10 protein-coding genes are annotated in these 13,038 nt (G+C 66.2%); 4 read left to right on the top strand and 6 right to left on the bottom strand.

The features are described from left to right. Nucleotides 1-16 precede the first annotated feature (16 nt). Nucleotides 17-2,218 (top strand): DNA topoisomerase IV subunit A, encoded by a 2,202-nt coding sequence (gene parC / locus ACK4MH_RS05715; protein ID WP_409715971.1) that lies wholly within the window; start codon nt 17-19, stop codon nt 2,216-2,218. Nucleotides 2,219-2,260: 42 nt separating this feature from the next. Continuing rightward, a complete protein-coding gene (locus tag ACK4MH_RS05710; RefSeq protein WP_409715968.1) occupies nt 2,261-3,283 on the top strand; it encodes a cupin-like domain-containing protein in 1,023 nt (340 codons plus the stop codon). Between the two features lies 1 nt (nt 3,284). Here ACK4MH_RS05710 and ACK4MH_RS05705 read toward each other — a convergent pair whose 3' ends face one another. Genes ACK4MH_RS05705 through metC form a run of 4 tightly spaced genes read right to left on the bottom strand, consistent with a single transcriptional unit; the run spans nt 3,285 to nt 9,350 of the window. Continuing rightward, complete coding sequence (locus ACK4MH_RS05705) at nt 3,285-4,697, bottom strand: FAD-binding oxidoreductase (RefSeq protein WP_409715965.1); 1,413 nt, start codon at nt 4,695-4,697, stop codon at nt 3,285-3,287. 48 nt (nt 4,698-4,745) lie between these two features. Then, a complete protein-coding gene (locus ACK4MH_RS05700) occupies nt 4,746-6,827 on the bottom strand; it encodes a DNA topoisomerase IV subunit B (RefSeq protein WP_409715962.1) in 2,082 nt (693 codons plus the stop codon). Continuing rightward, the gene (locus ACK4MH_RS05695) at nt 6,802-8,148 is read right to left on the bottom strand and encodes an O-antigen ligase family protein (RefSeq protein WP_409715959.1); all 1,347 of its coding nucleotides are present in this window, start codon (nt 8,146-8,148) and stop codon (nt 6,802-6,804) included. The genes ACK4MH_RS05700 and ACK4MH_RS05695 overlap by 26 nt, the downstream gene beginning before the upstream one ends. 23 nt (nt 8,149-8,171) lie before the next feature. Continuing rightward, a complete protein-coding gene (metC, locus tag ACK4MH_RS05690) occupies nt 8,172-9,350 on the bottom strand; it encodes a cystathionine beta-lyase (protein ID WP_409715956.1) in 1,179 nt (392 codons plus the stop codon). Nucleotides 9,351-9,442: 92 nt separating this feature from the next. Between metC and ACK4MH_RS05685 the strand changes: the two genes are divergently transcribed. Further along, a complete protein-coding gene (locus ACK4MH_RS05685; RefSeq protein WP_409715953.1) occupies nt 9,443-10,522 on the top strand; it encodes an amino acid ABC transporter substrate-binding protein in 1,080 nt (359 codons plus the stop codon). Nucleotides 10,523-10,555: 33 nt separating this feature from the next. Continuing rightward, on the top strand, nt 10,556-11,878 hold the full coding sequence (locus tag ACK4MH_RS05680) for a dicarboxylate/amino acid:cation symporter (RefSeq protein WP_346495256.1): 1,323 nt from the start codon (nt 10,556-10,558) through the stop codon (nt 11,876-11,878). A 3-nt stretch (nt 11,879-11,881) separates the two neighbouring features. On the opposite strand, the gene sseA is transcribed toward ACK4MH_RS05680, so the two are convergent. Beyond that, the gene (gene sseA / locus ACK4MH_RS05675) at nt 11,882-12,706 is read right to left on the bottom strand and encodes a 3-mercaptopyruvate sulfurtransferase (RefSeq protein ID WP_409715949.1); all 825 of its coding nucleotides are present in this window, start codon (nt 12,704-12,706) and stop codon (nt 11,882-11,884) included. Then, nucleotides 12,703-13,038, bottom strand: a 336-nt coding sequence (locus ACK4MH_RS05670) for a class I SAM-dependent methyltransferase (RefSeq protein WP_409715946.1), incomplete at its 5' end; no start/stop codon positions are given. The genes ACK4MH_RS05670 and sseA, both read right to left, overlap by 4 nt.

The following is a 13,038-nucleotide window of genomic DNA, read 5'->3' as shown; positions in this document are numbered from 1 at the left end:
CCCGATTCGCTGGCCCATGACGATCCACGCTCCGCCGCCGGAAGGCGGCCGTATCATCGACGAGCCGATGGAGACGGCGCTCAGCCGCCGCTATCTGGCCTACGCCCTGTCGACCATTACCAACCGCGCCCTGCCGGACGTGCGCGACGGGTTCAAGCCCGTGCACCGACGTATCCTGTACGCCATGCACCAGATGCGGCTGAACCCGCAGGCGGCGGCGCGCAAATGCGCCAAGGTCGTCGGCGAGGTCATGGGGGGATACCACCCGCACGGCGACGCCTCGATCTATGAGGCTCTGGTGCGTCTGGCTCAGGATTTCGCCCAGCGTTATCCGCTGGTCGACGGTCAGGGCAACTTCGGCAATATCGACGGCGATAGCGCCGCAGCCATGCGCTACACCGAGTGCAAGCTGACCCCGGCGGCCGTGCTGCTGCTGGACGGGATCGATCAGGACTCGGTCGATTTCCGCGCCACCTATGACGATCAGGACGAAGAGCCGATCGTCCTGCCGGCCGGCTTCCCCAATCTGCTGGCCAACGGCTCGTCAGGCATCGCCGTGGGCATGGCGACCTCGATCCCGCCGCACAATGTCGGCGAACTGATCGACGCCTGCCAGATGCTGCTGGAGCGGCCCGAGACGACGACGGCCGAACTGGTGCAGCTTGTGCCCGGACCGGACTTCCCGACCGGCGGCGTGGCTGTCGAAGGCCATGCCTCCATCCTGGACGCCTATGAGACGGGCCGGGGCGGGGTGCGTCTGCGCGCGCGTTGGGAAACCGAGGACCTGGGGCGCGGCGTGTGGCGGATCATCGTCACCGAGATGCCGTACCAGGTGCAGAAGTCGCGCCTGATTGAGGCCTTGGCGGACCTGATCGAACACAAGAAGGCGCCTCTGCTGGGCGATGTGCGCGACGAGTCGGCCGAAGACATTCGCCTGATCCTGGAGCCCAAGAACCGCACCATCGAGCCTGAAATGCTGATGGAAAGTCTGTTCAAACTGTCCGATCTGGAAGTCCGCTTCCCGATCAACATGAACGTGCTGGACGCCACCGGCACGCCGCGCGTCATGGGGCTGAAGGAGTGTCTGCGCGCCTTCTTGGATCACCGTCGTGTGGTGCTGAACCGGCGTTCGCAATGGCGGATCGAGCGGGTCGAGAAGCGGCTGCACCTGCTGGAAGGCCTGCGTATCGTCTTCCTGAACCTGGACGAGGTGATCCGCATCGTCCGCGAGGAGGAGCAGCCCAAGGCGGTACTGATCGCCCGCTTCGGCCTGACCGAAGCCCAGTCCGACTATATTCTCGACACCCGTCTGCGTCAGTTAGCGCGGATCGAGGAAATGGCGATCGAGAAAGAATTCAATACGCTGTCGGAAGAACTTGCGCATCTGCAAGCGCTGACGTCGTCCGAAGGCAAACAGTGGAAGGCCGTGTCCAAGGAACTGGAGGCGGTGCGCAAGGCGCTGATCTCGCCGCGTCGGACCACCATTGCCGAGGCCGTCGACAGTTCGGCCTTCGTCGCGCCCGAAGCCTTCATCCCGCGCGAGGCGATCACCGTTATCCTGTCGGAACGCGGCTGGATCCGCGCCGCCAAGGGCAAGGTCGAGGATCCGTCGGAGCTGAAGTTCAAGGAAGGCGACCAACTGGCCTACCTCGTGCCGGCCTATACGACCGACAAGCTGCTGGTGGCGGCGTCGGACGGGCGCATCTTCACCATCGGGGCGGACAAGCTGGCGTCGGGGCGCGGGCATGGCGAGCCGCTGCGCCTTATGATCGATCTGGACGAGAAGGCCGAGATCATCAACGTCCTGGCGCATCAGCCGGGCGGAAAACTGCTGATCGCCTCCAAGGCCGGCTACGGCTTCATCGCCCCTGAGGACGAGACCCTGGCCCAGAAGCGGGGCGGCAAACAGGTGCTGAACGGTGACCTGCTGGCCGTTCTGCGCGTGACCGGAGACCACGTCGCGACGATCGGCGAGAACATCAAGACGCTGATCTTCCCTCTGGCCGAACTGCCCGAGATGGGGCGCGGCAAGGGCGTGCGCCTGCAAAACTTCAAACAGGGCGGCCTGGCCGACGTGACCGTGTTCAACGCCGAACAGGGCCCCGAGTGGGCAGACGGCGGCGGACGCCGTCGCAACTGGCCCGATTGGAAGGACTGGCTGGGCAAACGCGCCGGCGCCGGTCGCCAGGGGCCGCGCGGCTTGAGGAAGTTCAGGTGAGACGACTTTGCGATCTTCGGTCGGCATACTAAGCCATAAGCGATGAAGATACCTTCGCCCGAACGACGAACTCGCGAGCTTCATGATGTCGATGCGGACATCTTTGAACGCGAGATCGTGGCCGGCGGTCGACCAGTGGTGATGCGGGGGCTGGTCGATCATTGGCCAGCGGTGAGGGCTGGAAAAGCAGGGGGAGAAGCACTGGCGGCTTACCTGTCGCCTTTCACAAGGGCTGAACCTGCGCCGGTCCTTCGAACCCCACACGATCAGGCAGGGCTGTTCTTCTATGATGAGGCGTTGACGGGGACCAATTTCGAAACGCTTCGGATGCCGCTCATCGCTCTGTTCAAGGGTCTATTGGATTTGGACGGTACGGAGCATCCGCCTTCTCTGGCGGCGCAATCCATGCCGGAACCGGCGGCCGCTCCAGGTTTCAGCGCCGCGAACGCACCGCCCGTGCCGGTTCGTGGGGCCGTGGCGCGGCTTTGGATCGGCAACGCCGCCGTCGTTCAGACCCACCACGACATGAACGCCAATGTGGCCTGTGCGGTCGCGGGTCGACGGCGGTTCATCTTCTTTCCACCCAGCCAGACCGGAAATCTCTATGTCGGCCCGTTCGAGCGAACATTGGCGGGCCCGCTAACCAGCATGGTTCGTCTGGATGCGCCGGATCACGAGCGATTTCCGAACTTTCATCTGGCCTGGGCGCAGGCGGAGGTCGCTGATCTAGGCCCAGGCGACGCGATCTACATTCCCTACATGTGGTGGCATCACGTCCAGTCTTTCGACCCTTTCGCGATGCTGGTGAACTACTGGTGGAACGAAGCCTCGGCGGAGCTACGTCCGATGGAAGCGTTGATCCACGCCATGCTCGGCGTGCGCGATCTGCCGTACGAGCAGCGCGAGGTCTGGCGCAGCATGTTCGAAGCTTTCGTGTTCAACGCAGGCGAGACGCCCGGCGCACATCTTCCAGAGATGACACGGGGCATGCAGGGGCGACTTTCCCAAGCCCGTGCAGACCATCTCAAAGCCGCGTTGGCTGCGAACATCACCCGGCGGTCCTAGGTCAGAACAGAACGGCCGGGTTCATGATCCTCTTCGGATCGATGGCGCGGCGGATGGCGGCCATGGTCTCGATCTCAAGGGAGGATTTGTAGCGTTTGACCTCTTCGGTCTTCAGCCGGCCCAGGCCGTGTTCGGCGGAGATGGAGCCGTCGTAGGTTCCGACAACGTCGTGAACGACTTGTGAGCCTTCCTTCCAGCGACCGATGAAGGCGGAGATGTCCTGACCCACGCCCGGCAGGATGTCGTAGTGCAGATTGCCGTCGCCGACATGGCCGAAGACCGAGATGCGGGCGCCGGGGTGGAAGCGTTCCACGGCGGCCGAGGCTTTGTCGATGAATTCGGCGATGCGGCTGATGGGGACGGAGACGTCGTGTTTCCAGCCGCCGCCCTCGGGCTTCAGGGCCGCCGAATGTTCTTCGCGCAGACGCCAGAAGGCGGCGCGCTGGGCGTCATTCTGAGCGATGGCGGCGTCGGTGATCAGGCCTTCCTCGAAGGCGACTTCCAGCAAGGCCTCCATTTGGGCTTCGGCGCCGCCGGGCGTGCCTGAGGCGATCTCGATCAGGACGTACCAGTCGGGCGTCGAGTCCAGGGGTTCGCGGGTGTCGGGGATGTTCTTTAGCACCAGCGCCATCCCCAGACGCTTCATCAGCTCGAAGGCCTCGACCCCGCCGCCGGTCTCGGCCTTGGCGCGGGCCAGCAGTTCGATCGAGGCCGCCGCCGTCTCCAGACCGACGATGGCCACGGCGCGAGAACGCATGACGGGGAAGAGTTTCAGGGTGGCGGCGGTGACGACGCCCAAGGTGCCCTCGGCGCCGATCAGCAGCTGTTTCAGGTCGTAGCCGGTGTTGTCCTTGCGCAGCCGTTTCAAGCCGTGGAAGATTTCGCCGTTGGGCATTACCGCTTCGACGCCCAGCACCAGGTCGCGCATCATGCCGTAGCGAAGCACCTGGGTGCCGCCGGCGTTGGTCGATATGACGCCGCCGACGGTGGCGGACCCTTCGGCCGCGAGGCTGAGCGGGAAATAGCGGCCGGCCGCCGTCGCCGCCTGCTGCGCCTCCAGCAGGGTCAGACCGGCCTCGACCGTCATGGCGTCGTCCAGGGGGGTGACGTCGCGGACGGCGCGCATCTTGCGGGTCGACAGCAGGACCTCGCCGAAGGGAATCTGGCCGCCGACCAGGCCGGTGCCGCCGCCATGCGGCGTGATGGCCACGCCTTCGCGGGCGCAGATGGTCACGGCCTTGGCCGTCTCCTCGACCGAGCGCGGGGTTAGCAGGATCGGCGTATTGCCGGTCCAGCGATTGCGCCATTCGGTCAGGGACGGGGCGATGACCTCGGGGTCCTGGGTCCAGCCGCCCGGACCCAGGGCGGCCTTCAGTTCGTCGAGCACGGCGGGGGAGGGAGCGGGCGTCTGCATGGCTTCCCTTTTGTCAGGCGCGAGGTCGGGGTGGAAGGGCCGTCGGCCTCAGACGTCCAGGTCTTCCTTCACGAACTGGGCGTTTTCCTGAATGAACTGGAAGCGGGCGTCGGCGCGCTTGCCCATCAGACGTTCGACCAGATCCTCGACGTCGGCCTCGGCATCGGGGACGGTGATGCGGGCCAGGGTGCGCTTCTTCGGATCCATGGTGGTCTCCTTCAGCTGGGAGGCCATCATTTCGCCCAGGCCCTTGAACCGGCCGATCTCGGTCTTCTTGCCCTTGAAGACGGTGGCCAGCAGTTCGTCGCGGTGGGCGTCGTCGCGGGCGTATTCGCTCAAGGGGCCCGCACTGATGCGATAAAGCGGCGGCAGAGCCATGAAGACCCGGCCCTGGCGGATGGTCTCGGGCATGACGCGGTAGAAGAAAGTGATCAAAAGGGCCGCGATGTGAGCGCCGTCCACGTCGGCGTCGGTCATGATGACGATCCGCTCGTAGCGGAGGTCGTCGATGTTGAACCGGTTGCCGGGCTGGACGCCCATGGCCAAGGCCAGGTCGGACAGTTCGATGTTCTGACGCAGCTTGTCGGCCGTCGCCGAGGCGACGTTCAGGATCTTGCCGCGCAGGGGAAGGATGGCCTGGGTCGTTCGGTCGCGCGCCTGTTTGGCCGAGCCGCCGGCCGAATCGCCTTCGACGATGAACAGCTCGGTGCCTTGGGCCGACTGGCGGCTGCAGTCCGACAGTTTGCCGGGCAGACGCAGCTTGCGGGTGGCGGCGGCGCGCTGGACCTCCTTGTCCTTGCGACGGCGCAGACGATCCTCGGCGCGATCGATGACGAAGCCGAGCAGGGCGTTGGCCTGTTTGGGGCTTTCGGTCAGCCAGTGGTCCAGCGGGTCGCGCAGCAACTGCTCCACGATGCGCGTGCCCTCGGGAGAGGACAGGCGGTCCTTGGTCTGGCCCTGAAACTCGGGATTGCGGATGAAGACGCTGATCAGGGCGCCGGCGTTGGCGATGACATCTTCGGCCGTGATGATGGCGGCGCGCTTCTCGTTCGTCAGTTCGCCGTAGGATTTCAGACCCTTGACCAAGGCGGCGCGGAAGCCGGCCTCGTGCGTGCCGCCGTCTGGGGTGGAGACGGTGTTGCAGTAGGACTGGATGAAGCCGTCGGATTCGCCAAAGCCGATGGGCGACCAAGTGACGGCCCATTCGAAGGCCCCCGCCTCGCCTTGGCGCTCTGCGCGACCGGCGAAGGTCGGGGTGACGGTGTCCAGTTCGCCGATCCGGTCTACCAGAGCGTCGGCCAAGCCGCCGGGGAAGTGCAGGCTGGCCTGAGTTGGGGTGGCGTCGGTGATGCGCTCGGGCGCGCAGGTCCAGCGGATTTCCACGCCGCGGAACAGATAGGCCTTGGAGCGGGCCATGCGGAACAGGCGCGCGGGCTTGAAGGCCGCACCCATGCCGAAGATTTCGTCGTCGGGCTTGAAGCGAATCAGAGTGCCGCGCTTCTTGGACGGGCCGATCTGCTGGATAGGGGCCAGGACGGCGCCGCGGCTGAACGCCTGTTTCCATTCGAAGCCGTCGCGCCAGACGGTGACCTCGACGCTTTCGCTGAGGGCGTTGACGACCGAGACGCCGACGCCGTGCAAACCGCCTGAAGTTTCATAGGCCTTGCCCGAGAACTTGCCGCCCGAGTGTAGGACGGTCATGACCACTTCCAGCGCCGACTTGCCGGGGTGTTTGGGGTGGGGGTCGACGGGGATGCCGCGCCCGTCGTCGCGGACCGACAGATAGCCCTCGGCGTCCAGATCCACGGTGATCAGCTTGGCGTGTTTCGCCACCGCCTCGTCCATGGCGTTGTCCAGGACTTCGGCGAACAGGTGGTGCAGGGCGCGCTCGTCGGTGCCGCCGATATACATGCCGGGGCGTTTGCGGACGGGTTCCAGCCCTTCGAGCACTTCGATCGAGGAGGCGGAATAGGCGTTGGTGCTGCCGGCCGTCGGCGTGGCGGCTGCGGTCGGAGCAGGGGATGGCGCAGGCAAGGGCGGCGCCTCGGGCGGTTTCACCGCGGCAGGTTTGGGAGGCTCGGGTTTGCGAGCTTCGGGTTCGTCGTCAAAAGCGAAGAGGTCGGCGGCCATTCACATAGTCTGAGGCGATTCGGGAGCGGGTCTGGTAGGCCCGTGAGGCCGGTCGAGCAAGCGGCGCGCGAACTGGGGCCGGATCGAAGGTCACGGCGCGGGCCATAATCGCCAGCATCAGGATCCACGGCAGGTTGGCGTGGGTCAGCAGGACGCTCTCCGACAGGCTCAGCGCCGTGAAGACGGTCAGATAGGCGATGCTCCAATAACCTTCGCGCGCGCCCTGGCCGTTCAGCCGTGCCACGATCAGGATCGCCGAGATCGCCATGACGGCGCCGACCGCCACCGCGCCGGGCCAGCCCAGCTGGACCAGCAGGTCGATCCAGCCGTTGTGCGCGGACGGCACGGGCCACTGGGTCTCGATACGGATTTCGCGAGCGGGAATGGAATCCACGCCCCAGAAGGCGCTGAAGCCGTAGCCGGTCCAGGGACGCTCGGCGACCTTTCGCATAAGCGCCTCCCAGATCAGGGTGCGACCGGTCAGGGACGGATCCTTGCCGAGGGCTTCCAGAATTGCCGCCGAATCCGAGTTCCATAGCCAGGTCGCCGCCGCCGCCGTCACGACGCCTAGCCAGATCCCGGCGACGGTGATGACCGCGCCGCCCTGTTTCAACGTCCACCAGCCGCCGACCATGCCCAGGCCCAGGCCCCAGCAAAGGAGGGAGGTCTTGGACTGGGTGGCGAGCACCAGGAGCGTGGTCAGGCCCAGGGTCAGCAGGCAGACCCAGAAACGGCTGCTGCGTCCGGCGATATGATCGGCGGCCAGGGTCGCTGCGGCCGAAACGGCGCCGACCACCATGACCAGCCCCATCTGGTTCTTCTCGTACCAGAGGCCGCGCCAAAGGCCGGCGTTGTCGAACTGGTGCACACCCACCTTGGGATAGCCGAACACCATGAGAAGGCTGCCGACGGCCATCACCAGACCGGTGTACATCAGGACGCGCGGCAGGGTGTCGTCGCGGAAGCGGGCGCCCAGATAGATGGCGAAGGCGCTGTTGATGGCCATGGCGATCACCCGACGCTCGGTCACGCCGGGATCGATGGACCAGTATTTCGATACGAAACACAGGGCGACCAGGCTGAACATCATCAGCCAGGCCGGCCAGGCTCGAATGACCTTGTCGAATCGAAAGACGATCAGGCCGGCGATGACGGCATAGACGGGTAACCAGATGAACCGCAGGATCGGCGTCTCGACCTGGGTCGGGGCGATGACGGGGGCGATCAGGGCGCCGGTCAGCATGAAGACGACGAAACCGGCCGCCCACTGTTCCCACAGCGGCGGCGAATCATCCGGGGTCTGAACGGGCGGTTCGCGCACGGGCGCACAGTCCTTTGCGTCGCTTAAGGAACCGTGAGTGCGGCGGTGAAGGCGGCGAGGCCCCGTTCCAGATCGGCGATCAGGTCGGCGGGGTCTTCCAGGCCGATATGAATGCGGATCAGTTCGCCCTCCAGCGCGGGCGGATGGTCGCGATAGGCCATCTGATGGGTCTCGTGGGTGATCAGACTTTCGAACCCGCCCCAGGAATAGCCGAGACCGAACAGGCTGAGGGCGTTCAGGAACGCCTCGCCCGCCGCCTTGTCGCCGCCCTTCATGACCACGCCCATCAGGGACGCCGCGCCGGTGAAATACCGCCGCCACAGGTCGTGGCCGGTCGAGCCGGGCAGGGGCGGGTAGAGGACGCGGGAAACCTCGGGGCGCGCTTGCAGCCATTCCGCGACGGTCAGGCCCGACCTCGCCTGTTCCGCATAACGCAGCGGCAGGGTTCGCAGGCCGCGCAGCGCCAGCCAGGCGTCGTCGGGCGACACATGCCACCCGAGATCCTCGATGGTGTCGCCGATGGCGCGCAGACAGGCGGGATCATTCGAGGCGATACTGCCCATCAGCACGTCGGAATGACCGCCGACATATTTGGTGACGGCCTGGACGCTCACATCCACCTCACGGGCCAGCGGTCGATAGGCCAGGCCGGCGGCCCAGGTATTGTCGATCACCGTCAGGACGCCTCGCGCTCGGCAGGTTTGGGCCACGGCGGCAACATCGACCATTTCGAACGTCAGGGATGACGGCGACTCCATCAGCACCAGTCGAGTTCGGGCGCCCAAGGCGGCGACGATGGCCGCCGCGTCGGCGTCGGCGGGAAGGAACCGGGTCGTGACGCCGCGCGCTGCCTGATAGCGGCTGAGGAAGCGGCGCGTCGGTCCATAGACGGCGTCCGTGGTGATCACCTCGTCGCCCGGCCGCAGCAGGGCCAGGAGCGGCACGGTGACGGCCGCGAGGCCGGACGGGACCAGAAAGGCGTCCTTAGCCCCTTCCAGATCGGCCAGAGCCCGTCGGAGATCGCGCGCCGCGCTGGTTCCGCTGAGCCCATAGGTCGGTCCGCCCGTTTCGTCGCGCATGACCGCGGCGGTATCGCTGAGCATGGTCGAGGCGCGCTCAATGGGTGGATTGACGCCGCGACGACCCTGACCGCGACGTGTGGCGGCGGCGATCAGGCGGGTGCGGTCCGAATGCGGCGACATGGCGTTTCCGATGGGTTGCGGATCGGGCCCTAAAGGCCTCTAAAGCCAGCTGGGCGCAAGCGGCGAGGGATTGGAACGCGATGCGGTGCTGGATGATCGGAGCGATGGCGGCGGTGCTGCTGACGGCCGCGTGCGGACGGCAGGACGCCGATCCGACGCCGGAGACGACCGATGTCGCACCGACCGCGACAACGCCCAGCGCCGTTCCCGAAAGCCCGACGCTGGCGGCGATCAAGCGACGCGGCCGCCTGAACTGCGGCGTGCATCAGGGGCTGGTCGGGTTCGCCTATACCGACAATCGCGGTCAGTGGCGCGGGTTCGACGTGGACTTCTGTCGCGCCACGGCGGCGGCCGTGCTGGGCGATGCGAATGCCGTGCGGTTCGTGCCACTGTCGGCGTCGGATCGGTTCGCGGCGCTGAACGACGGCCGGATCGACGTGCTGTGGCGCAATTCGTCCTGGACCATGAGCCGTGACGCGGGCGAGGGCTTCGTCTTCGCCGGCATCAACTATTACGACGGCCAAGGCTTCCTGGTGCGGCGATCGCTGAACCTTAACAGCGCGACCGAGCTGAATGGGGCGCGGGTGTGCGTGCAGTCCGGCTCGACCTCTCAGGTCAACGCCGCCGATTATTTCCGGTCGCGTGGCATTGAATATCGGCCTGTCGTCTTCGAAACCGAAGAGGCCGCGCGAGACGCCTATGGCCGCGAGGACTGCGACGCCTTCAGCGCCGACATTTCCGCTTTGGCCGCCGCCCGGACCGTTCTGACCAACCCCAACGAACATGTGATCCTGTCGGACGTGGCGTCCAAGGAGCCGCTAGGGCCGGTCGTCAAGGCGGGGGACGAGCGTTGGGCCTCGACCGTGCGCTGGACCCTGAACGCCCTGATGCTGGCCGAGGAGCTGGGGGTGACAAAGGCCAGCGTGGAGGCGCAGTCCAAGACCGCGACGGACCCGCGCGTCCGGCGTCTGCTGGGCGCCGAGGGCGAGTTTGGACCCATGCTGGGGCTGTCGGAGACCTGGGCCAGGGACGCCGTCGGGGCGGTCGGCAATTACGGCGAGATCTTCGAGCGGAATCTGGGGTCGCAATCGGCGCTCGACCTGGCGCGCGGTTTGAACGCACAATGGAACGCGCGCCCGGCCGGCTTGATCTATGGTCTGCCGATCCGATAAGCGCCGACGTTTGTATCGCTTCCTGGGGGATAGATGACCGAGACGAAACGTGGCGGCCTCGCGCTGCACTGGCTGATGCTGATCGGTTTCGCCGTGGGTCTGGGCGGCGGTCTCATCGTCAATCTGACGTTGGGCGCCGACACGGGCTGGGTCGTCTGGCTGACGGACAACGTCACAGGGCCGCTGGGTCAGATCTTCCTGCGCCTGCTGTTCATGATGGTCATCCCCCTGCTGTTCTCGGCCCTGGTGGTCGGGGTGGCGGAGATGGGCGACCTCAGCTCGTTGGGCCGCGCGGGGATCAAGACCCTGGTGCTGACCATACTGGTGTCCAGCATCGCCGTGGTGATCGGCCTGGTCATGGTCAACGTGTTCCAGCCCGGACGGGGCGTCGATCCCGTGCTGGCGCAACAGCTGCTGGATCAGGGGCGCGACGGCGCCGCCGGCATCGTGAGCGGCGCGCCAGAAACCATCCAGTTGGGCGACTTCTTCCTTGAGCTGATCCCGTCGAACGTCTTCACGGCGGCGGCCGAGAACCAGATCCTGCCGGTGATGGTGTTCGCCCTGTTCTTCGGCATCGGCCTGGTCATGGCCAAGTCGCCCGCGACCGACCGGTTGCAGCAGGTCATCGAGGGCCTGTTCGAAGTCACGATGAAGCTGATCAACCTGTTCATCAAACTGGCCCCCATCGCCATCGCCTGCCTGATGTTCAACCTGGCGGCCCTGTTCGGCTGGGATCTGCTGGTGCGGCTGGCGGCCTATGTGGGCGTCGCCGTGGGCGCCATGGCGATCCACATGTTCGTCGTCTATCCGCTGGTGATCTGGATCCTGGGCGGCCGTTCGCCCATCGCCTTCTTCAAGGGCGTGCGCGAGCCGATGGTGGTGGCCTTCTCGACCGCCTCGTCGAACGCCTCGCTGCCGGTGTCGCTGAAGGCGGCCGAGGAAGAGCTGAAGCTGCCGCGCAAGATCGCGCGTTTCGTGCTGACGGTCGGCGCCACCGCCAACCAGAACGGCACGGCCCTGTTCGAGGGAGTAACGGTCCTGTTCCTGGCCCAGTTCTTTGGCGTCGATCTGACGATCACCCAGCAGGTCATCGTCATGCTGGTCTGCATACTGGGCGGGATCGGCACGGCGGGCGTGCCGGCCGGTTCTCTGCCGGTCGTGGCCATGATCCTGGTGATGGTGAAGGTGCCGCCCGAAGGCATCGGCCTGATCCTGGGCGTGGATCGCTTCCTGGACATGTGCCGTACGACGCTGAACGTCACCGGCGACCTGGTGCTGGCGACCGTGGTGTCACGTGGCGAAGAGGACGACGCTGTCGAAGCCGACGATGTTGTGCCCGTAGCGCCGCCGGCCTGAGGTTCAGCCTGTCTCGACAGGGGTGTCCTCGCGGGCGCCCCATTCGGACCAAGACCCGTCGTAGAGGCGTGACGTGCGACCGAGCTCTGCCAGGCCCAGAGTCAGAATGGCGGCGGTGACGCCGGAGCCACAGGTGGTGACGATGGGCCGGTCTATGTCCACGCCGGCCTCGGTGAAGGCCTGCTCTAGCGCCGAAGCGCGCTTCATCGTGCCGTCCTCGTTCAGCAGGCGGCCGTAGGGCAGGTTGAGCGCGCCCGGCATATGACCGCTGCGCACGCCGGGGCGGGGTTCCGCAGCCTGACCGCTGAACCGAGGGGCGCCACGCGCGTCGACGACCTGAACGCCTTTGGCCAGGGCGTCGCGGACGTCATCGATCGAGGCGACAGACTCGCCGGAATCTGCGGCCTCGAAGTGGGTCGCGACGGCCTCCGATCCGCCAGTCTGCACAGGGTGGCCCTGCGCCAGCCAACGCGGGAGACCGCCGTCCAGCACCTGAACGTGCTTGGCGCCCATGGTCTTCAACATCCACCAGACGCGGGCCGCCGAGAACAGGCCGGCCGTGTCATAGACGACGATCCGGTCGTCGTTCCCGATGCCGAGGGTGCCGACCGACGCTGCGAACGATTGCGGCGACGGCATCATGTGGGGCAGGGGGCTGTCGCGGTCCGACACAGCGTCCAGATCGAAGAAAACGGCGCCGGGGATATTGGCCTGTTCGAACTCAGAGCGGGCGTCCCGGCGGTCCAGATGCCAGCTGCCGTCCACGATGCGCAGGCCGGGTTCCCCGAGGCGGGCGGCGAGGTCTTCGGTGGAGATCAGAAAGCTCATGATCGGGACAGGGCCAGTTGGATGACATCGGTGCGGCCGGACCGGAAACCGGCCTCGCAATAGGCGAGATAGAAGCGCCATAGGCGGCGAAAACGCTCGTCAAAACCGGGAATCCTGCTGATCTCGGACCAACTCGACTGGAAGCGTTCGTCCCAGCGTTTCAGGGTGGAGGCGTAGTCGAGACCGAACCTTTCGACGGCCTGCCATGACAGGCCGGCCGCCGAGGTGACGGGCGCCAGTCGCTCCTCCGACGGCAGCATGCCGCCGGGGAAGACGTACTTCTGAATGAAGTCGGTGCGGGCGTTGTACTCTTCGAACAGAACGTCCTGGAT

This window comes from Brevundimonas sp., assembly GCF_046295075.1.
GTDB lineage: Bacteria > Pseudomonadota > Alphaproteobacteria > Caulobacterales > Caulobacteraceae > Brevundimonas.
Note: the sequence above shows the minus strand (reverse complement) of the source record. Positions and strands in the feature narration are given on the sequence as shown.